19 protein-coding genes, 8 tRNA genes and 3 other RNA genes are annotated in these 20,251 nt (G+C 48.2%); 19 read left to right on the top strand and 11 right to left on the bottom strand.

Annotated features, from left to right (window positions below):
- Window positions 1-97 precede the first annotated feature (97 nt).
- The 3 genes from AB3Y96_RS07085 to AB3Y96_RS07075 all read left to right on the top strand — a co-directional run bounded on the left by AB3Y96_RS07085 (window position 98) and on the right by AB3Y96_RS07075 (window position 3,250).
- Window positions 98-1,807 carry a LytS/YhcK type 5TM receptor domain-containing protein gene (locus tag AB3Y96_RS07085; RefSeq protein ID WP_367298819.1) on the top strand — a complete coding sequence of 570 codons (1,710 nt, stop codon included), beginning with the start codon at window positions 98-100 and terminating at the stop codon, window positions 1,805-1,807.
- Window positions 1,804-2,538 carry a LytTR family DNA-binding domain-containing protein gene (locus AB3Y96_RS07080; RefSeq protein ID WP_072309199.1) on the top strand — a complete coding sequence of 245 codons (735 nt, stop codon included), beginning with the start codon at window positions 1,804-1,806 and terminating at the stop codon, window positions 2,536-2,538. The genes AB3Y96_RS07085 and AB3Y96_RS07080 overlap by 4 nt, the downstream gene beginning before the upstream one ends.
- Before the next feature lie 181 nt (window positions 2,539-2,719).
- Window positions 2,720-3,250, top strand: coding sequence for an HdeA/HdeB family chaperone (locus AB3Y96_RS07075; protein ID WP_367298818.1), 531 nt, complete (start codon window positions 2,720-2,722; stop codon window positions 3,248-3,250).
- A gap of 88 nt (window positions 3,251-3,338) precedes the next feature.
- Here AB3Y96_RS07075 and glk read toward each other — a convergent pair whose 3' ends face one another.
- From glk to AB3Y96_RS07060, 3 genes are all read right to left on the bottom strand, one after another.
- Complete coding sequence (gene glk / locus AB3Y96_RS07070) at window positions 3,339-4,304, bottom strand: glucokinase (protein WP_072309198.1); 966 nt, start codon at window positions 4,302-4,304, stop codon at window positions 3,339-3,341.
- A gap of 166 nt (window positions 4,305-4,470) precedes the next feature.
- A complete protein-coding gene (locus tag AB3Y96_RS07065) occupies window positions 4,471-5,175 on the bottom strand; it encodes an aspartate/glutamate racemase family protein (RefSeq protein WP_367298817.1) in 705 nt (234 codons plus the stop codon).
- A 72-nt stretch (window positions 5,176-5,247) separates the two neighbouring features.
- Complete coding sequence (locus AB3Y96_RS07060; RefSeq protein ID WP_072309196.1) at window positions 5,248-5,700, bottom strand: multidrug/biocide efflux PACE transporter; 453 nt, start codon at window positions 5,698-5,700, stop codon at window positions 5,248-5,250.
- A gap of 107 nt (window positions 5,701-5,807) precedes the next feature.
- Here AB3Y96_RS07060 and AB3Y96_RS07055 point away from each other — a divergent pair, with 107 nt between their 5' ends.
- A complete protein-coding gene (locus tag AB3Y96_RS07055; RefSeq protein WP_072309195.1) occupies window positions 5,808-6,677 on the top strand; it encodes a LysR family transcriptional regulator in 870 nt (289 codons plus the stop codon).
- A 15-nt stretch (window positions 6,678-6,692) separates the two neighbouring features.
- On the opposite strand, the gene AB3Y96_RS07050 is transcribed toward AB3Y96_RS07055, so the two are convergent.
- Window positions 6,693-8,366, bottom strand: a complete 1,674-nt coding sequence (locus AB3Y96_RS07050; RefSeq protein WP_367298816.1) for an alpha-keto acid decarboxylase family protein — start codon at window positions 8,364-8,366, stop codon at window positions 6,693-6,695.
- Window positions 8,367-8,588: 222 nt separating this feature from the next.
- Here AB3Y96_RS07050 and mgrA point away from each other — a divergent pair, with 222 nt between their 5' ends.
- Window positions 8,589-9,578, top strand: a complete 990-nt coding sequence (gene mgrA, locus AB3Y96_RS07045) for an L-glyceraldehyde 3-phosphate reductase (RefSeq protein WP_367298815.1) — start codon at window positions 8,589-8,591, stop codon at window positions 9,576-9,578.
- Here mgrA and AB3Y96_RS07040 read toward each other — a convergent pair.
- Entirely contained in the window at window positions 9,575-10,117 is a 543-nt protein-coding gene (locus AB3Y96_RS07040; protein ID WP_367300286.1) for a sugar O-acetyltransferase, read from the bottom strand. The genes mgrA and AB3Y96_RS07040 overlap by 4 nt on opposite strands.
- A 218-nt stretch (window positions 10,118-10,335) precedes the next feature.
- On the opposite strand from AB3Y96_RS07040, the gene AB3Y96_RS07035 reads away from it, so the two are divergent.
- On the top strand, window positions 10,336-10,752 hold the full coding sequence (locus tag AB3Y96_RS07035; protein WP_072309191.1) for a DUF2502 domain-containing protein: 417 nt from the start codon (window positions 10,336-10,338) through the stop codon (window positions 10,750-10,752).
- A gap of 77 nt (window positions 10,753-10,829) precedes the next feature.
- Here AB3Y96_RS07035 and AB3Y96_RS07030 read toward each other — a convergent pair whose 3' ends face one another.
- Window positions 10,830-12,065: an Nramp family divalent metal transporter gene (locus AB3Y96_RS07030; RefSeq protein WP_072309190.1), complete on the bottom strand. Its 1,236-nt coding sequence runs from the start codon at window positions 12,063-12,065 to the stop codon at window positions 10,830-10,832.
- A 417-nt stretch (window positions 12,066-12,482) separates the two neighbouring features.
- Between AB3Y96_RS07030 and AB3Y96_RS07025 the strand changes: the two genes are divergently transcribed.
- Window positions 12,483-13,685 carry a NupC/NupG family nucleoside CNT transporter gene (locus tag AB3Y96_RS07025; RefSeq protein ID WP_072309189.1) on the top strand — a complete coding sequence of 401 codons (1,203 nt, stop codon included), beginning with the start codon at window positions 12,483-12,485 and terminating at the stop codon, window positions 13,683-13,685.
- 225 nt (window positions 13,686-13,910) lie between these two features.
- Here the strand turns inward: AB3Y96_RS07025 and AB3Y96_RS07020 are convergent.
- Window positions 13,911-13,986 (bottom strand) — tRNA-Ala (locus AB3Y96_RS07020).
- Between the two features lie 82 nt (window positions 13,987-14,068).
- Window positions 14,069-14,144, bottom strand: a tRNA-Ala gene (locus AB3Y96_RS07015).
- Between the two features lie 264 nt (window positions 14,145-14,408).
- On the opposite strand from AB3Y96_RS07015, the gene AB3Y96_RS07010 reads away from it, so the two are divergent.
- Genes AB3Y96_RS07010 through AB3Y96_RS07000 form a run of 3 tightly spaced genes read left to right on the top strand, consistent with a single transcriptional unit; the run spans window position 14,409 to window position 15,145 of the window.
- Window positions 14,409-14,807: a DNA-binding protein gene (locus AB3Y96_RS07010; protein WP_072309188.1), complete on the top strand. Its 399-nt coding sequence runs from the start codon at window positions 14,409-14,411 to the stop codon at window positions 14,805-14,807.
- 25 nt (window positions 14,808-14,832) lie between these two features.
- On the top strand, window positions 14,833-15,021 hold the full coding sequence (locus AB3Y96_RS07005; RefSeq protein ID WP_072309187.1) for a hypothetical protein: 189 nt from the start codon (window positions 14,833-14,835) through the stop codon (window positions 15,019-15,021).
- A complete protein-coding gene (locus tag AB3Y96_RS07000; protein ID WP_168780210.1) occupies window positions 15,005-15,145 on the top strand; it encodes a hypothetical protein in 141 nt (46 codons plus the stop codon). The genes AB3Y96_RS07005 and AB3Y96_RS07000 overlap by 17 nt, the downstream gene beginning before the upstream one ends.
- 5 nt (window positions 15,146-15,150) lie before the next feature.
- On the opposite strand, the gene gltX is transcribed toward AB3Y96_RS07000, so the two are convergent.
- Window positions 15,151-16,566, bottom strand: a complete 1,416-nt coding sequence (gene gltX / locus AB3Y96_RS06995; RefSeq protein ID WP_063585590.1) for a glutamate--tRNA ligase — start codon at window positions 16,564-16,566, stop codon at window positions 15,151-15,153.
- Window positions 16,567-16,840: 274 nt separating this feature from the next.
- Here gltX and AB3Y96_RS06990 point away from each other — a divergent pair.
- The 9 genes from AB3Y96_RS06990 to AB3Y96_RS06950 all read left to right on the top strand — a co-directional run bounded on the left by AB3Y96_RS06990 (window position 16,841) and on the right by AB3Y96_RS06950 (window position 18,057).
- Window positions 16,841-16,916 (top strand) — tRNA-Val (locus tag AB3Y96_RS06990).
- 55 nt (window positions 16,917-16,971) lie between these two features.
- A tRNA-Val gene (locus AB3Y96_RS06985) sits at window positions 16,972-17,047 on the top strand.
- 67 nt (window positions 17,048-17,114) lie between these two features.
- A tRNA-Val gene (locus AB3Y96_RS06980) sits at window positions 17,115-17,190 on the top strand.
- 47 nt (window positions 17,191-17,237) lie between these two features.
- Window positions 17,238-17,313, top strand: a tRNA-Val gene (locus AB3Y96_RS06975).
- A gap of 69 nt (window positions 17,314-17,382) precedes the next feature.
- A tRNA-Val gene (locus tag AB3Y96_RS06970) sits at window positions 17,383-17,458 on the top strand.
- A gap of 7 nt (window positions 17,459-17,465) precedes the next feature.
- Window positions 17,466-17,541: transfer RNA gene (locus tag AB3Y96_RS06965), tRNA-Lys, on the top strand.
- Window positions 17,542-17,589: 48 nt separating this feature from the next.
- A non-coding RNA gene (locus AB3Y96_RS06960) (RtT sRNA) lies at window positions 17,590-17,713 on the top strand.
- A 48-nt stretch (window positions 17,714-17,761) separates the two neighbouring features.
- Window positions 17,762-17,885: non-coding RNA, RtT sRNA (locus tag AB3Y96_RS06955), on the top strand.
- A gap of 48 nt (window positions 17,886-17,933) precedes the next feature.
- Window positions 17,934-18,057: non-coding RNA, RtT sRNA (locus tag AB3Y96_RS06950), on the top strand.
- A gap of 154 nt (window positions 18,058-18,211) precedes the next feature.
- On the opposite strand, the gene AB3Y96_RS06945 is transcribed toward AB3Y96_RS06950, so the two are convergent.
- A complete protein-coding gene (locus AB3Y96_RS06945; RefSeq protein WP_072308117.1) occupies window positions 18,212-18,877 on the bottom strand; it encodes a hypothetical protein in 666 nt (221 codons plus the stop codon).
- A 280-nt stretch (window positions 18,878-19,157) separates the two neighbouring features.
- Entirely contained in the window at window positions 19,158-19,874 is a 717-nt protein-coding gene (locus AB3Y96_RS06940; protein WP_367298814.1) for a transcriptional regulator, read from the bottom strand.
- Window positions 19,875-20,251: the final 377 nt, after the last annotated feature.

Here is a 20,251-nt window from a genome sequence, read left to right as displayed (position 1 = left end):
GTAATCGGTATCACCGCCCAGGTTGATTATCATCACGTGGGCTTTATGGCTATAATCGCCATACATCAATACCCTGAATTATTCGGTTTATAATATTTTGCAAGAAAACTTCAATATGCTGCTAGCGGTGTTTGAACGCGCCGCTCTGATGCTGATCTGCATCTTTTTTCTGACACGCATTCGCCTGTTCCGCCAACTGCTGCAAAAAGAGCAGCATACGCGGGTTGAACTCGCCGCCGTCACCGCGATTTTTACCATCTTCGCCCTATTTAGTACCTATAACGGTATCAGCGTTGAAGGGGCGTTAATCAACGTACGCATTATCGCGGTTATTTCCGGTGGGATACTTTTTGGCCCTTGGGTGGGGATCACCACCGGCCTCATCGCGGGCGTACATCGCTATTTGATCGATATGGATGGCGTCACCGCGATCCCATGTTTAATCAGCAGCATTATTGCTGGGATTATTTCAGCGTGGATCCATCAGCGCGTGGCGAAAGAAAAACGCTGGAGCGCGGGTATCTTAGCGGGCATGTTGTGCGAAAGCCTGACGATGGTGTTGATTATCGTCTTTATCGACTCTAAACCACTAGGGATCGATATCGTTGAACACATCGGTTTACCGATGATCCTCGGCGCGGGCTGCATCGGTTTGATCGTGCTGTTGGTACAAAGCGTTGAAGATGAAAAAGAGGTTATTGCGGCTCGTCAGGCGAAACTGGCTCTCGATATCGCCAACAAAACGCTGCCGTACTTCCGCAATATCAATAGTGAGTCGCTGATGACTATTTGCCGGATCATCCGCGAAGATATCAACGCCGATGCCGTGGCCATCACCAACACCGAAAATATTCTCGCCTACGTCGGCGTGGGCGAAGATCAATACAATATCGGCGAAGAGCTGATTAGCGATGTCACTCGCCAAACGATTCAGCGCGGTGACATCACGGTAAATAACAACGATGAAGCTCATCGCACGCCGCAGATCCATTCGCAAATTATCATCCCGCTGCGCGAAAAAGGCGAAGTCACCGGTACGCTAAAAATCTATTATTGCCACGCGCACAAAATCACCTATTCATTGAAGGTGATGGCCGTCGGCCTATCGCAGATTATCTCGACGCAAATTGAAGTTTCGCGCATTGAACAGCTGCGCGAAATGGCAGACAAAGCCGAACTACGCGCGCTGCAAAGCAAGATTAACCCTCATTTCCTCTTTAATGCGCTCAACGCGATTTCCTCCTCTATTCGCACCAATCCAGATACCGCGCGCCAGCTGATCATTAATTTGGCCAGCTATCTGCGCTTTAATCTAGAACTCAACGATGAGCACATCGATATTAAGCGCGAGCTACACCAAATCCAGGATTATGTGGCGATTGAAAAAGCGCGTTTCGGCAGTAAGTTGACGGTTATTTTTGACATCGACGACGTCGATTTAACCATTCCTAGCCTGCTTATTCAGCCGTTAGTTGAAAACGCAATCGTGCACGGGATCCAGCCGTGTCGCGGCAAGGGCGTGGTAGCGATTGCGGTTAAAAAGAAAGATAACCGGATAAGGATCTCTATCAAAGACACCGGTAACGGGATCAGTCAGGAAACCATTGATCGGGTGACGCAAGGCGATATGCCAAATAATAAAATTGGCCTGCTCAACGTACATCAGCGCGTCAAGCTGCTGTATGGCGATGGTCTGCATATCCGCCGCCTTGAACCCGGCACCGAGATCTATTTTTACATTACCCCAAGCGTTCCTACGCACAACGAACTCACGGTGCGAGAACCCAAGGAGGTTAATACGCTATGAAAGCGATTATTGTAGAAGACGAGTTTTTAGCGCAGGAAGAGTTAAGCTACCTGATCCGAACTCACAGCAAAATTCAGATTGTGGGCACCTTCGATGATGGTCTGGATGTGCTGAAATACCTACAGCATAACGAAGTGGACGCTATTTTTCTCGACATCAATATCCCTTCGTTGGACGGCGTTCTGCTGGCACAAAATCTCAGCAAATTCGCTCGTAAGCCGCAGATTATTTTTATCACCGCTTATAAAGAACATGCGGTAGAAGCCTTCGAGCTAGAGGCTTTTGATTACATTCTTAAGCCCTATCACGAGTCACGCATCATCACCATGTTGCAAAAACTAGAGGCCAGCCACCAGCGCGAGCAGGAGTTAACCAACAACAACACCGTAGCGCGACCGGCCCCTAAAACCATTAACCTGATAAAAGACGAACGCATCATCGTCACCGAGTGCAACGATATTTATTATGCAGCGGCGGATGAAAAGGTCACCCGAGTCTATACCCGCCGCGAAGAGTTTGTGATGCCTATGAACATTACTGAATTCTGTAACCGATTGCCTGAAGAGAAGTTTTTCCGCTGTCATCGTTCGTACTGCGTCAATCTGTCTAAAATCCGAGAGATCGTACCGTGGTTTAACAACACCTACGTACTGCGCCTCACCGATCTTGAGTTTGAAGTTCCAGTAAGTCGTGGAAAAATAAAAGCATTCCGCCAACTCATGCGGTTATAGCATCGAATAGAATCAAGTCTATTTTTCGTCAATCGCCCTACCAATGGATCTCATCACGAGATCCATTGTCGACCAAACTCATGTTAAAAGCACTAATCAGCACATAGCAAACAGACCAAAAAACTATATTTATAGAGCTAATATCTAAATCTAACATTTCACAAAGTGCTATATACTATTTGTGTTACAAAACACTTCCGCTCGTTATGACAGATATCAACGGAAATGGCACTTTTATGATGTATTTATGAGCGGTTTGCTCTGTTGGATCGAAGAGAGAATAGCGATGATGAATTACAAAACCTTTTCAATAGCGCTTTTAACCACGCTTCTGGCAACCACCTGCACCTACGCAGCATCGGTTCAAAACAGTGATTCACAAATCAATAATGCGCAGAACAACGCAGTCTTAACGTTAGACGCTCCGGCCGCAACAACCAACGCCACCGGTTCAAAATCCAAAGAATCTAAAACCACACCCATTCACATGTCCTGTGAAGATTTTTTGGCGCTTGATACACAGGCACAAACACCGGTTGTATTTTGGGTAAGCAATTTAGATACCCACTATAAAGGCGGCGATTACGTTGATGAGCAGCAGGTCGACGAGTTTGTCACTCCGATGGTAATTGAAGAGTGCAATAAGGCACCAGCAACCAAGCTTATTGATTTGAAGAGTAAAATGGAGCAATACGTCAAAAAACATTTTTAATGCATTTTGCTGATGCTCACAAAAAAGCCTGCTCAGTCTCCTGCGCAGGCTTTTAGTTTTTTATTTTCAGTGAGCTTTGGGAATCGAGCTAGATTTTCATCCCTAATTCTTGACGCAGATGCGCGCCCGCGCCCAGCAATCCTGGGAAGTCATGCACGATAAGATAAACTGGAATATCATGTACATAGTCCTTAAATCGCCCTTTATCTTCAAACGCCGCACGAAACCCTGACGCCTTAAAAAACTCAAGAAAACGAGGCACAATCCCACCCGCAATATACACGCCGCCGAAGGTTGCCATATTTAACGCCAAGTTGCCGCCAAAGCGCCCCATAATCACGCAAAACAGCGAGAGCGCACGGCGGCAATCGGTGCAAGAATCCGCCAGTGCCCGCTCGGTAACGTCTTTAGGCGCAAGGTTTTCCGGCAGACGATTATCCGATTTCACAATGGCGTGATAAAGGTTAACCAATCCCGGACCCGATAAAATACGCTCGGCGGAAACGTGCCCCAGCTCTGGACGCAACACTTCAAGGATCAGATCTTCTTCTTCACTGTTAGCGGCAAAATCGACGTGCCCGCCTTCGCCCGGTAGGCTGATCCAGCGATCGGCGGCATGAATAAGATGCGCTACGCCTAACCCCGTGCCGGCACCGTAGATAGCAATCGGCTTATCCTTCAGCGGCGCTTTACCGCCAAACTGCATCAGATGCTCAGGCTTGAGCATAGGAACCGCCATGGAAACCGCCGTGAAATCATTAATCACTTCCAGCTTTTCCAGCGCCAGATTTTTTTTCATCTCAGCAATAGAGAACGCCCACGTGTGGTTGGTCATCGCCACCCAGTCTTCTGTCACGGGGCAGGCGATGGCAATACAGGCTTCTTTAACGGAAACATTATGCTCTTGCAGGTAAGTACGAATAGTGGCTTCTAAACTGTCAAACTCCAGCCCTGAATAGGTCTTTGCCTGCGAGATTTCACCGTTCTCCAGCGAGCAAAGAGCCAATCGCGCGTTAGTACCACCCACATCCCCGACCAGTGCGTGCGTTGTCATACTGCCTTCTCCCAAAAAATGCTGCCTGAACCACCGAAAAAATACTGGCCGTATCTAAACACAGCCGCATCAGCCCCCACAACGGGCACTCCGCACTACGGCACGCAATAGTGAAACCGATCACAAAAATCGTTTCAGCAAGGCGCTGTTTACACCCGTTCTACGCTTAAACGTCTTCGTTACCTAACGCCCAGTGCGCAGCATACTCAGCATGAATTTGCGCGGTATCAAACAGGGGAACGTCAGCATCGGTTTGGTCGACCAGCAATGCAATTTCGGTGCATCCCAAAATAATGCCCTGCGCACCTTGTTCAGCTAAACGCTGCATAATCTCGCGGTATTGTTGGCGTGATTCAGGACGGATTTGGCCTAAGCACAGTTCCTGATAAATAATGCGGTGGATAATTTCGCGGTCGGATTCGTTGGGAACGATGACTTCAATGCCAAAGGTGTCGGTGAGTCGGCCACGGTAGAAATCTTGTTCCATCGTGAAACGCGTGCCTAATAGGCCAATACGCGTTAAGCCTTTAGCCTGAATACGTGCCGCGGTAGCATCGGCAATATGTAACAACGGCAAACCGCTGCGTGATTGGATCTGCTCGGCCACTTTGTGCATGGTGTTGGTGCACACCACGATGCCCTCTGCACCCGCAGCGTGTAGACGTTGCGCAGCGTCTGCCAAAAGCTCACCGGCCTTCTGCCATTCGCCCTGCATCTGTAAATGTTCAACTTCGGCAAAATCGACGCTGTATAAAACCAGCCGAGCGGAATGGAGCCCACCCAGCTGGTTTTTTACGGTCTCGTTGATAATTCGATAGTAAGGAACCGTGGATTCCCAACTCATTCCGCCAAGTAAGCCTAGTGTTTTCATGCTGTTGCTCCTGTTAACCCGCTATTCTCTATAGGAGTTAACATAACGCAGGCGGGCAGAATGAGTACAGCATTAGCGTAGGGTTGACGCCATATTACGAGCCGCACGACGTGCAACAATGCGCTCACGCAGCGTGTCATACACCCAGTTATAAACCATGGTGTATGGCAGGAAGAACAGGATGATACCCAATTCCAATATAAACGCCTGTAGCATCGAGATGCCTAACACATACGCGGCAATATTAACGCCGATAACGATAAACCCGCACTCAAAGCCAAGCGCGTGGAAAATACGGACTTTTACATTACGCACCACCCGACTTACCGGCCATAAGCGATCGAATATCGCGTTATAGATGATATTCCAGATCATCGCAGCGGTAGCCAGAATAATCGTCAGGCCGCCCATCTCCCATACTGAGCGCTGCATCAAATACGCGCCAACGGGCGCACAGATAAGAGTCGCAATGGCCTCAAAAGTGACGGCGTGGAACACGCGTTCCATCAAAGATTTACGTTGCATACGGAATAAAACCTCAAATTAATCCTCTGAGTCATGTCAGAGAAGGTGATTATCCTCAGGTTTATCGCTATATTAAAATTAGGTTCCATCGATAAAATAGATACTTTATGCGTTACTCTCCCGAAGCACTCAATGCCTTTGTCGAAACCGTTTCTGCCGGTTCATTCTCCGCCGCCGCACGCCGTTTGCATAAAAGTCAGTCCACCATCAGCACCGCGATTGCCAATTTAGAAGATGATTTGGGCGTAACGCTGTTTGACCGTTCGGCTCGTCATCCGGTTCTAACCGAACAGGGACAGCGGGTTTTGATTCACGTGAAGGAAATTTTGGCCGCCAGCGAGCGCCTAGACCAGCTAGCCGTACGTTTGATGGATAACATTGAGCCTCGCCTGACGTTTGTGCTTTCCGATACCTTCCACCCCAGCGCGTTAGAAGCCTTGCTACAACAATTCGACCAGCGTTATCCCGATACTGAATTTGAATGTCTGATTGGCGAAGATGAAGACGTTATCGATCTGCTGCAAAAAAACCGCGCCCACATTGGGCTGATAGAAGCGCGCAAGTATTATCCGCCGGATATTGGCGTTGCGCGGTTAAGCAAACAAACCCAGATGGCAATTTATACCGCCCCTTCACATCCGCTCGCGCTGCGCGAACGTATTCGTCCAGAAGAACTCAATGCCGTGCGCGAACTGCGTTTAAGCACCTATCTCGAGCGCGATCAAAGCCAAATGCATGGGCTGATTTGGTCTGCACCTAACTATTTGTTGTTGCTGAGCATGGCGGTTCAAGGATTTGGCTGGAGCGTACTACCGTGCGCGTTGGTGGAGGAGTTTTGCCATCAACAAGAATTGGTGCCCCTGTCAGTGCCCGGCTGGCCAAAATCCATTTCTGTCGACGTGGTGTGGTCAAAAAACTCCCCGCCGGGACCGGCAGGGAGCTGGATTAAAGACTATCTACTGGATATGCCCGCTTGAGACTTATTCAGCCGACTATTGATGCGATGCGTTACGTTCGGCAATCGCTTTGCTCAGCGTCGCCAGATATTCAGGCACATCCATTTTTGGCAGCATAACTTCAATCAGCGTCAGCGCTTTTGGCGTTTTGCTTGCGTCAAAGGCCTTTTGCAGAGATTGCCCGCTGTCGGCATGGTAGGTAACCGCGTTGCCGTTCACCGAAAGTGCGGCCGGAATTTGAGTCCAATTCCATGCGGCAATATCGTTGTAGACCTCTTCAGGGCCGTGGATCGCTCGCTCGACGGTATAGCCATCGTTGTTGACTAAAATAATCACCGGTTTTAGCCCGTGCCGCAGCAGCGTACCCAATTCTTGAATCGTAAGCTGAGCCGAACCATCGCCAATCAGCAGCACTACGCGGCGCTGTGGCTGCGCCAGTTGGGCACCCAACACCGCAGGCAACGTGTAGCCAATCGACCCCCACAGTGGCTGAACGATAAAGCTAACGTCTTGAGGCAAGCGCAACGTGGCAGAGCCAAAACTCGAGGTTCCCTGATCGGCAATCACAATATCGCCAGTGCGTAAAAATCGCTGTACCTGCTGCCAAAACGTATGTTGATCAAGCTGATTGCCGTGACCTTCAGGTAAATTGTCACGCTGAGCATCGGGAGATTGCCACTCCACGCATAGCTCGCGCGCCAGCGCCATCAACGCAGCTAATGCATCGTTCATCGGTAATTGACTAAATACGCGCCCTGCCACGCTGGCTGAAAACGGCTGAATATCGATAGTTTTATTCACTGCAAGCTGATGGGTGAAGCCTGCCGTCACGCTGTCGGTTAACCTCACTCCCACGCTTATCAACGCATCCGCATTTTCAATCGCGGCCTTTACGCAGGGTTGGCTGGCGCCTCCAGCATAGGTGCCAACAAAGTTTGGCTGGCTTTCGTCGAGAACGCCTTTCCCCATCAGCAGCGTTGCACTGGCAACGCCGGGTAAATCAGCCAACTGCTGAACGGCCTGTTTTTGACCAAAACGATCGGCCAGAAAATCAGCCAATAATGCCACCTTACGCACCGGTTTAAGTAGCTCACGTGCCGCCTGAACAAATTCATTTAGCCCTATGATCTCATCCTGTCGCGTGGCTAAGGGATAGAGCTCGGTACGAATCGGCTCATCACACACATCGCTTGACAATAAAAGGTAGCCTGGCCGACGGTGATAGAGCACGTCGTTGAGAACGCGATCGATTTCTACCGCCGCATTTTCTGGCGTCAATACGGCCTGCGAGCAGGTCACTTCCGCCGCCATACGGTAGAAATGACCATAATCACCATCGCCTAACGTATGGTGTAGCAACTCCCCTTTTTGCTGAGAGCGCCTATTCGGTGCCCCCACAATATGAATAACCGGTAAATACTCAGCATAGCTGCCTGCGGTACCGTTAATCGCACTTAGCTCCCCCACCCCAAACGTGGTAACCAGCGCAGCAGCAGGCGCGCAGCGCGCATATCCATCGGCGGCATAGGCGGCGTTGAGTTCGTTGGCGCATCCCACCCATTCAAGATCGGCGTGAGCCGTAACAAAATCGAGAAAACGCAGATTGTAATCTCCGGGAACGCCGAACACGTGCTGGATACCCGCCTGTGAAAGTCGGTCGAGGAGGTATTCGGATACGCTATACACCGTGCTATTTGCAGTCTTGCTCATTGCGATGCTCCCAATGGACATTTCAGGGCAGTAAGCACTGAAAAAACGAGTAGTTAGTTCACGTTTAAAAGTATAGGGGGCTCTTTTTGATGGCGTTGAAACCGGCTCAGGAGCATGATGGAAAGCTAGATTTACGCAATGAACACGCACGCTACCTAGTAACAACAGGCGGCGCACTGTGTGTTTGTCGTCTTTTTTCATGTCATCGTGTAAGGAAGATCAATGAGTTATCTGGCAAATCCCAAACGCTATCAATCGATGGAATACCGACGTTGCGGTAACAGCGGTTTACAGCTACCGGCTATCTCGCTGGGGTTGTGGCATAACTTTGGTGATACCACCCTTTTCGATAACAGCCGCGATATGTTGTTGCGCGCTTTCGATTTAGGCATCACCCATTTTGATCTCGCGAACAACTATGGTCCCCCTCCCGGCTCGGCAGAGACCAATTTTGGCCGTGTTCTACAACACGATCTTCTGCCCTATCGCGATGAAATGGTGATTTCAAGCAAGGCGGGATACACCATGTGGGAAGGGCCTTACGGCGACTGGGGCAGCAAAAAATACTTAGTGGCTAGCCTTAATCAAAGCCTGAAACGCATGGGCCTCGACTATGTAGATGTTTTCTATCACCACCGCCCCGATCCTAATACGCCGCTCGAAGAAACCATGGGCGCTCTCGATCTCATCGTGCGTCAGGGTAAAGCCTTGTACGTTGGGCTATCTAACTATCCCGCGGAAACGGCTCGCCAAGCGATTGCGATCCTGCGCGATCTCGGAACGCCCTGCTTGATCCATCAGCCTAAATATTCAATGTTTGAACGTTGGGTTGAAGGCGGCTTGTTGGATGTCTTGCAAGAAGAAGGCGTTGGTTCGATTGCGTTTTCCCCGCTGGCGGGAGGGCTGCTGACAGACCGTTATCTGCATGGAATACCTGAAGATTCACGCGCAGCACATAGCCAGTTCTTAAAACCAGAAGCCATTACTGAGCAGAAACTGGGTAAAATTAAGCAGCTTAATGAGATGGCGCTGGCGCGAGGGCAAAAACTGTCGCAAATGGCGCTGGCATGGGTGTTACGAGGCGATCGCGTGACATCGGTACTGATCGGCGCAAGCCGTATCAGCCAAATTGAAGATGCCGTTGGCATGCTAGAAAACCGACATTTTAGCGCCGAAGAACTCAGCGCTATCGAAGAAATTCTGGCCAGCTAGTCTTCATCGACCGAACGCAGTACACGACATGGGTTTCCCGCTGCAACAACGCGCGGCGGGATATCTTTCGTTACCACGCTGCCAGCACCAATCACGGAACCGTCACCGATGGTGACGCCCGGACACACAATCACCCCACCGCCAATCCACACTTTGTTGCCAATCGTGATCGGCTTACCAAACTCAATGCCTGAAATTCGCTGTTCAGGATGGGTGGGATGTGCCGCGGTATACAGCTGTACATGGGGGGCAAACATCACATCATCGCCGATAGTCACGGGCGCGATGTCCAAAATGGTCAGATCCGTATTAGCGTAAAATCGCTGCCCAATTTTAATGTTGTAGCCGTAGTCGCAAAAGAACGGCCCGGTGATCTCAGCCTGCTTATCCACATTCGGCAACAGCGCTTGCAGCAGCTCTTTGCGTGCCTGCTGCTGCGACGGCAACGTGTGGTTAAAGCGGAAGCATAAATCAATCGCGCGTAGTCGATCGGCCACTAGCTCAGGATCCGATGAGTAGTAGTTTTCACCCTCAATCATCTTCTGTTTTTCACTTTTGCTCACGTCTACTGCTCCTTAACTTGGCGAGGCCGCCAGAATAATCTCAAACGTCGCGATTAACCGAGGATTCCCCCATTTCTCCACATTGTAATCACATTCACAATGCTAATATCAGTTCACATAAAGGAATGGTGGCGTTATGTGTTGTTCATTGAAGATGATGCCAACCAACGTCCTTCCCCGTAAAGGAGAAAAACATGAACCTGCGTATAGCTGCCGTTATTTTCGCTTTTTGTAGCCTGATGCCTCTGGGCGTTGCACAGGCCACATCAGCAGATATCGATTTACTTCCCGGCGTGAGCTTGCACCTTGGTGACCGCGATCAGCGTGGGAATTACTGGGATGGCTATGACTGGCGCGATCAAAACTGGTGGCGCAATCATCAAGGCCGTTGGGTCGGTGACCGCAGCCCACGCGGCTATTACTGGGATGGTGGTCGCTGGCGTGACCACAACTGGTGGCAGAAAAACTACTATTCACGCGGCGGGAAATATTACCGCTATGACCATAAAAACAAACATAAGCACCATGACCGTGGCAACCATTATGGCCACTATAAAAACCACGATCGTCATGACCATGACAACCGTGGCAACGGGCATGGCCATCACTAATGACTAAATAAAAAAAGCAGGTTCACAAAAATGAGCCTGCTTTTCTATAAATTTTCTAAAAACAAATCTTCTAAGCCCTAAAACAACATGCTCACCAACAGGTAGACGTTTAGTCCGACCACCACCACCACAATGATTTTACCCAGAGCCTGAACGGTACGTCCGTTCACCATGTCGCCCATCAGTTCTTTATCGCCGGTGAAGCGCAGCAGCGGCACCAGCGCCAAAGCAATACCAAAGCTCAAGAGTACCTGGCTTAACAATAGGATGCGGGTTGCATCCAGCCCAGCCATGATCACGATGAAAGAAGGCAACATGGTCACAACTCTACGCACCCAGAGTGGGATGTAAAAGCGTACAAAACCCTGCATGACGACTTGTCCTGCCAGCGTTCCGACCACGGTGGAAGACAATCCGGCGGCCACTAAGCTCAAACCAAAAATAGTGGCAGCGGCATTACCTAGCAGCGGTTTTAGCGTTAAATAAGCCTGATCCAACTCTGCAATCCCACTGTGACCGCTAAAATGAAACGCCGCCGCTGCGGTTGCCATCATCGCAAGGTTAACAAAGCCGGCGATGGTCATTGCAATGGCAACGTCGAGTTTAGTCGAAGAGTAGCGCTCGGCCTTGGTTCCCAAGGATGCAGAAGTTTGCGTCAGAGACGAATGCAGGTAAATAACATGCGGCATGATCGTTGCACCCAACACGCCGGCAGCCAAAAAGACCGCTTCGTGAGTGGGTAAATCAGGCACCAGCATCCCGTGCGCCAGCTGAGCAATGCTCGGTTGAGAAAACACCAGCTCCACGATGTAGGCCGCAGCAACGAAGAGCAGCAAGCCGCCGATAACTAACTCAAGCGGTTTCTGCCCACGGCGTTGTAACGTCAAGATCAGGAAAGTCGCAATGCCGGTTAAAACCGCCCCTTCTAGCAACGTACAGCCCAGTAATAATTTAAAGCCGATGGCTGCCCCAATAAACTCAGCTAAGTCGGTGGCCATGGCAATGATTTCAGCCTGCACCCAATAGGCCCAAACCGCCGGACGTGGAAAGCGATCGCGAATATGTTCCGCTAAGTTTTTACCGGTAGCGATGCCAAGTTTTGCGGAAAGGAGTTGGATAAGCATGGCCATGAAGTTGGCCCATACCACGACCCACAGCAGCTTGTAGCCGTAAGACGCACCGGCCTGGATATTAGTCGCAAAGTTACCGGGATCGATATAACCGATGGCGGCGATAAAGGCGGGTCCCATCAGCGAAAGTTTTATCTTCCGCGACGCAGGAGGAGTTGTTTCTGCAACACGTGAATCAAGCATACCAGCCACCTTAACACCTATAGTCACACTAACGATTTGTGACCTAAACTTCGTGATTAACTCCATTATTGTATAAGTGATAATGATTATCAATATCAACTTAAACGATACTTCCTATCTGTTCGATAGGCCGTTTGCTTGTGGAGTCTGACAAGGCGCTTTCAGCTCTTAAACACGTTACCACCACCGCTTCTGAGATTTCTTCCAAAAAAGCGAACTATGGTGTTTAATAATAATATCACAACTTTTCAAACTTTCATCAACATGGTCCATGGGGGCTTTTTGTTACTTTTCTAACTTTTTTCTTGATTTACGTTATAACAATTTCAATATTTGCAATCCAAGTCTCGTTTTTACCTGTGCCGTTACATAGAATGTGCTGCGAAATTTAGCCTGCCTCATAATTTGGAGCACTGTATGTCCCCTATTTTGCATTTTGTTTTAGCCCTTGCGGTGGTAGCGGTACTTGCCCTGCTCGTTAGCCGCGATCGCAAAAGCATTCGCGTGCGCTTCATTGTTCAGCTGTTAGTCGTTGAACTCCTGCTGGCATACTTCTTCCTGAACTCCAACATTGGTTTGGGCTTCGTGAAGGGTTTCTCTGGGTTCTTCGAAACGCTGCTCAAATATGCGGCAGAAGGTACCAACTTCGTCTTCGGTAACATGAGTGACAAAGGTCTGGCCTTCTTCTTCCTGAACGTACTGTGCCCAATCGTCTTTATCTCTGCTCTAATTGGTATTCTTCAGCACATCCGCGTATTGCCGGTTATCATCCGCGCAATTGGTACCGTGCTGTCTAAAATCAACGGCATGGGTAAACTGGAATCTTTTAACGCCGTAAGCTCGCTGATTCTGGGTCAGTCTGAGAACTTCATTGCGTACAAAGATGTTCTGGGCAAAATGTCTGAAAAACGTATGTACACCATGGCAGCAACGGCAATGTCTACCGTTTCTATGTCCATCGTGGGTGCATACATGACCATGCTGGATGCCAAATTTGTGGTAGCCGCATTAGTGTTAAACATGTTCAGCACCTTTATCGTGCTGTCACTGATTAACCCTTATTCTGTGGAAGGTGAGGCTGACATCCAGCTGAAAAACACCCACGAAGGTCAGAGCTTCTTTGAAATGCTGGGCGAATATATCTTGGCCGGTTTCAAAGTTGCGATCATCGTTTCCGCTATGTTGATTGGTTTCATCGCGCTGATTGCTGCGTTGAACGGCCTGACCGAATGGGTCTTCGCGCTGTTCCACGTTGACGGCATGACGTTCCAGAGACTGCTGGGCTATGTCTTCTATCCATTTGCATGGGTAATGGGCGTACCAGCCCACGAAGCGCTGAACGTTGGCAGCATCATGGCAACCAAACTGGTTTCTAACGAATTCGTTGCCATGATTGACCTGCAGAAAATTGCGACCGAACTGTCTCCTCGTTCACTGGGCATTCTGTCTGTGTTCTTGGTTTCCTTCGCGAACTTCTCTTCTATCGGTATCGTTGCAGGCGCTATCAAAGGCTTGAACGAACACCAAGGAAACGTGGTTGCTCGCTTCGGTCTGAAACTGGTTTATGGTTCTACGTTGGTGAGTATTTTGTCTGCGTCAATTGCGGGTCTGTTCCTGTAATACGCTGGATAAAATCTGATTGGCTAAAAGGCGCTTAGGCGCCTTTTTTAATGTCTGCTAGCCAACGGGGTCTTTTTTTACAGAAAAGCCCGTAACGGTGCTTACAGAGCTATTAAGCAGGGTGTTTACTGAATTGATAGCGAAAGAGTTGAAATAAAAGAAAAGAGTTTCAGTACGAGATACAGAAAAGCAAAAAGCCGACATTTCTGTCGGCTTTTCAAATTTTGGTGGAGCTAAGCGGGATCGAACCGCTGACCTCTTGCATGCCATGCAAGCGCTCTCCCAGCTGAGCTATAGCCCCACAGCGTAAACTACGAGAAGTGGTGTACTTCTTTTAAGCTTATTTTAAAGCTTTTATACTTCCAACCAATCTGAGAAAAGGTTGGTGGAGCTAAGCGGGATCGAACCGCTGACCTCTTGCATGCCATGCAAGCGCTCTCCCAGCTGAGCTATAGCCCCAACGCTGACGCTAAATCGCGTTAACGGGGCGCATAATATGAAACCTCACAAATACTGTCAACGGCTAAATGTTTTTCTTGTTCTAAACGCTGAAAAAGCCGCCAACTCAACGAAATTTATCGACAAATTGTAGCTCAGAACAATTCAATCTTTAGAAATGCTAAAGCTATTTTATGGCTTCACTCTCTGTATTCTATTAGCGAGATATGTAACTATTTTGAGTAATAAATACGGCAGTATTTTTAAGCAAGAAAAGGAAGATATATGAACAAGGAATGGTATGCAGCAAAAGAGCTGGTTGGGGTCGCAGGCTTTCCTACTACGCCACAAGCCATCAACCAAAGAGCAAAATCTGAAGGATGGCGTAAACAAAAGCGTAGTGGCGTTCAAGGTAAAGCACTCGAATACCACATCAGCAGTTTCCCCGATGAAGTTGTTTCCGCGTTACTCGCTAATGAAGAATCATCATTTTATATGGCTGATCTTCCTAAAGCAGAAAAAGCGTGGAGTGCTATTTATTATCAGTTGACTGAAGATGAACGTGAGCAGCTAACGCGTTTTATCATGCGTCGAGGCATTAACGCATTATTGGGATGCTTAGAGTCTCAGCATTCACAGCCTTGTCTTCACGCTCAAAATGACACCACCAGCTCAGCATCATAAACCACTAGACCGATAGGATATTATAATGAAAAAAAAGGACTGGTTTACCGCCAAAGAAGTGATTAAAAGCTCCGCTATTACCTCTTCTCCGGATAAAGCATGGCTAAGTATCTTTAATCAGATGAACCAAGATGAGCAAATATTCCTCACCGATTTTACTATGCGCGAGGGGATCAATACTCTGCTGCAATGCTTGCATGCCAACGACAGCTGAAGATTTAGAAATCGAAATGGCTCTTACAGTTCGTGGTATAGAAAAAGATGTGAATGACAAAGTGCTTACTCTAGATAAAGAAAAACCGGCATCAGCCGGTTCTTCTTTTATAAGCATAAGCTAATAAGCTTATTGCTGCGCTTCACGCTCGGCAATAAAGGCCAAAGCCATATCAATACGCTTAAGTGAACGCTGCTGACCAACCGCATGTACGGTTACATCAACGCCAGGTGACTGGCCTGCACCAGTGACAGCCACACGCAATGGCATACCGACTTTACCCATACCGACTTCCAACTCATCCGCGGTGCCTTGAATAGCATGGTGGATATTTTCAGCGGTCCAGTCAGTAATCGCTGCCAGCTTAGAACGTACCAGCTCTAACGGCTGACGCGCGACAGGGCGCAGATGTTTTTTCGCCGCATCAGCATCAAACTCAGCAAAATCCTCATAGAAGTAACGCGCCTGAGCAGCCATTTCTTTCAGCGTCTTGCAGCGTTCAGCCAACAACTTAACGATTTCAACCAGCTGTGGACCATTACGCGTTTCATAACCCGCTTCATGGATGTGCCATGCCAGATGAATAGCCACATATTCTGGAGCCATGGTGTTGATATAGTGATGATTCAGCCACTGTAGTTTCTCAGTGTTGAACGCGCTTGCTGACTTGCTGATGTCATCAAGCGTGAAGAACTCTTTCATCTCATCAATGCTGAAGATTTCTTGGTCACCGTGGGACCAGCCCAAGCGTACCAAATAGTTCAGCAACGCTTCTGGCAAATAACCATCGTCGCGGTACTGCATCACACCGACCGCACCGTGGCGCTTAGACAGTTTTTTACCGTCATCGCCCAGAATCATCGACACATGTGCGTATTCAGGAACTGGAGCACCCAACGCTTTCAGAATGTTGATCTGACGCGGCGTGTTATTGATGTGATCTTCACCACGGATAACGTGGGTGATTTCCATATCCCAGTCATCGATAACAACGCAGAAGTTATAGGTCGGAGAACCGTCGGTACGACGAATAATCAAATCGTCCAGTTCTTGGTTGCTGAACTCAATTGGGCCACGAATCTTATCGTCAAAGATCACTGAACCTTCTTGAGGGTTCAGGAAACGCACAACGTGCGGCTCGTCGTCGGCGTGATGTTCATGGCTATGGCGGCAACGGCCATCGTAGCGAGGCTTATCACCGTTAGCCATTTGCGTTTCACGCAGCTCTTCCAGACGTTCTTTGGAGCAGTAGCATTTATACGCGGTGCCCTGCTCTAACATCTGATCGATCACATGGTTATAACGATCAAAACGTTTGGTCTGGTAGTACGGGCCCTCATCCCAATCGAGATTCAGCCAGTTCATACCATCCATGATGGCGTCGATCGCTTCCTGCGTTGAACGCTCAAGATCGGTATCTTCAATACGAAGAACAAATTCACCGCCGGCGTGGCGGGCGAACAACCAAGAATAAAGTGCGGTACGCGCACCACCTACGTGCAGGTAGCCAGTTGGGCTAGGTGCAAAACGGGTTTTGATTTTCATGTGAAACGTGGCCTTTATTACGCAATGACCCACATTATAGGAATGTGGCCTGCTTTCTATTACTAATAAGTAGGCAGCATTCTACCATTACGCCTCAATTCCTCAACGCCGTTACGACTATAGTTCGAGTGCTTATTGCAAAAAGTGCTTAAAAAATTATCATTGCTGCCTATGTATAAGACATCTTGACTATTTTTCCAACGAACAGCATTTTTTCTTGAAAAAAGCGTTGACCATTTTCGGGCGCTCCCTATAATGCGACTCCACACAGCGGGGGTGATTAGCTCAGCTGGGAGAGCACCTCCCTTACAAGGAGGGGGTCGGCGGTTCGATCCCGTCATCACCCACCACTCTTTTGAGTGTTCCCGCAGTGTGAAGTACATGAGTAACGACAGGTTTCAGACTGGGTGATTAGCTCAGCTGGGAGAGCACCTCCCTTACAAGGAGGGGGTCGGCGGTTCGATCCCGTCATCACCCACCACTCATTTAGAGTGACCAGTGAGCCTGAAGTGATTGATGTATAGCAGTAAAGCGACAGACTTCCGATTGGGTGATTAGCTCAGCTGGGAGAGCACCTCCCTTACAAGGAGGGGGTCGGCGGTTCGATCCCGTCATCACCCACCACTCTTTAAGAGTCAATTGGGCTGTCGTGAAATTCGGTATTTAGAAGTGGGTGATTAGCTCAGCTGGGAGAGCACCTCCCTTACAAGGAGGGGGTCGGCGGTTCGATCCCGTCATCACCCACCACTTCTAACCAGCTGGTACCGAATTAACAATGAGTATCTGAAGTAGCGCAGAAAATAGTAGTTCAGAAGTGGGTGATTAGCTCAGCTGGGAGAGCACCTCCCTTACAAGGAGGGGGTCGGCGGTTCGATCCCGTCATCACCCACCACTTCTGCGGGTCGTTAGCTCAGTTGGTAGAGCAGTTGACTTTTAATCAATTGGTCGCAGGTTCGAATCCCGCACGACCCACCATTTCAGATAAAACATTAAGCGCCGAGAGGCGTTTTTTTGTTTTTGTACTCCGCATAAAATTCGTGTGGGATGAGAACCTGCCGCAGGTTCGAGTCGAACGAAGTGAGACAACGTTGCGTAAGCAACGGCCCGAAGGGCGAGGCAAAGCCGAGTAATCCCGCACGACCCACCATTTCAGATAAAACATTAAGCGCCGAGAGGCGTTTTTTTGTTTTTGTACTCCGCATAAAATTCGTGTGGGATGAGAACCTGCCGCAGGTTCGAGTCGAACGAAGTGAGACAACGTTGCGTAAGCAACGGCCCGAAGGGCGAGGCAAAGCCGAGTAATCCCGCACGACCCACCATTTCAGATAAAACATTAAGCGCCGAGAGGCGTTTTTTTGTTTTTGTACTCCGCATAAAATTCGTGTGGGATGAGAACCTGCCGCAGGTTCGAGTCGAACGAAGTGAGACAACGTTGCGTAAGCAACGGCCCGAAGGGCGAGGCAAAGCCGAGTAATCCCGCACGACCCACCATTTCAGATAAAACATTAAGCGCCGAGAGGCGTTTTTTTTGTTTTTGTACTCCGCATAAATTCGTGTGGGATGAGAACCTGCCGCAGGTTCGAGTCGAACGAAGATACTTATCCCCTCTCCATCTTTCCTAAACTCTCCGTTTCATAGCTTCATATCACCATATCCATATCATCACCCCCAATAAAACGAGAATTCCTACAAACATAACCCAGCCTGACGAGCGCGCAGGCGTACGCATTCCCGTAGGCAACCATTCTTGCGGGATAATGCCAAACAGTGGCTTAGGATCGATTACCGAGGTTATTTTGTTATCAGACTCGTCAGGCTTCACATTCACAACCGGGTTTTGCGCTGCCACCGCTAAATAGTTCTCTAAAGGGGAGCGAACCACGTCTGAAGTTTGAGAAGCTGGAGCCAAATTCCCTAATGCTTTATCCAATACTTGATTGACCTGTATCGCATGCTGGATTTCACTTTTACTCATCAGCGCCTTGGCCGTATCGCCAATGACAACCGGTTGATTGCTCTGGATTACCGTCGCCGTCCGCGCAGCCGTGGCCACATCAGGGCGCGTGTTTGGTACCTGATCCACTGGCGGCGTATTTTTTGCACCAGAAGCAAGCTGGCTGAGCAGAGTTCGTTCCTGCTGTAGCGATGTTAATGTTCGAATCAATGTCTCACGCTGTTGAGGCGAAATATCTTTACGCTCAAGTAAGTTAAGAAGCTGATCAATTTTAACCGTCAGCATCTCCGCGGTGAGTTTTTCTCCCCGCGGAGTCGGTAAGGCGTCAGACCGTGCATTCACCGGAGGTATATTCATTATGCCTGCTTGAGCTTTTCTACGTTGAGCTTTACTAGGGTTTGTTTAGACCTCGAAGAAGTCTCCCTAAACGATTTTACAACAACCATCGTGCTGCTTTATATACATATACGGCAAAATGTGGGCATAACTTTAATCATATTCTCTATCATTAAATTCAATTTCACTTAGGAAAATTAAAATAGAATTTTTCATCCTCACTGAAAGTGTAATTTCACATATATTGGGATGAATCTTATTGCAAAGAAATAAACAAATAGCATCGATTACATAATAATAGCTACCTTGATGGCGTATTACTTTCGGGTAATTCAACCTTAGTACAAACTAAAGCGAATTGTGATTCATCATGCCATGAGTACTTACAAACAAATCTATAATTATCATAGAGCAGCGTACTGTCTTTACCCGATGTCACGGTTGAAATTAATGAATTGGAGATTTCTTCACGTCCTTTGGTTTTCGTCAGTAAAGGAAATGAGGGTGCCATTCCATGCCAAAGCACGCCACAGATAAAACAGAGTATGCCAATTGCTACCATCATCCCCCAACGTTTTACGCTGTGATTTTCATTAATAACCGGCAGAGTAGTTTGAACGTTGTCCCTTTTACTTTCATAGTGAGATTGTGTGTTTAATTGCTGGTCTTCACGGCTATCATCATGAATTACTTGTTCATGATTAACTGCCGGTTCTAAGGAAAAGAGCTCGGGATGCTCTATTTGATACCCCATCCTAGGTATAGTCTGTATCAGTGTGAAATCTTTATCTCCTAATTTGCGCCGTATCGATTTCATTGTTTGGTTGATCGTCGCATCTGCGCTGTACGTCCCACTCCATACGTGTGAAATGATTTCACGTCGTGTCACACATAACGGCGCGCGTTCTAAAAGCAGGCATAGCATCTGATATTCTTTGCTACGTAATGTGTGTTCTTCGCCATCAGCGGTAACAATTTTATGTGTTATCGTATTGATGGTTATTTTCCCTTGTGCCATATAAAACTCCCGAAAACTCCTCGCATTTTCAATATCTATACATGCAAGATAATTCCTATTTCTGCTGAAGGAAATTTTGTGATTATTTTATTGAATTCATCATATAAAAATAAAACCACATCACTGACCATGCTCATTAAACCATTCAGATTTCCATTATTATTTTACGCAGATAACGTTTTATAACAAGAGAGCAAATGGTCGCTAAACATTAACATCACATGATTATACTTTTTTTCACTCTACTATTAATTCATTGCATGGAATCATTACGCCCATTCCCTCGTTATAGAACAATTAGCTACAGTTAAAGTTTAGAGAATATTCCTAAATGAGCATTTTTGTTACTTACCCAATTCATTTTCCTAAGATTTTAT

This window comes from Hafnia alvei (assembly GCF_964063325.1).
Taxonomy (GTDB): domain Bacteria; phylum Pseudomonadota; class Gammaproteobacteria; order Enterobacterales; family Enterobacteriaceae; genus Hafnia; species Hafnia alvei_B.
The sequence above is the reverse complement of the archived record's forward strand: the minus strand, read 5'-3'. Positions and strand labels throughout refer to the sequence as shown.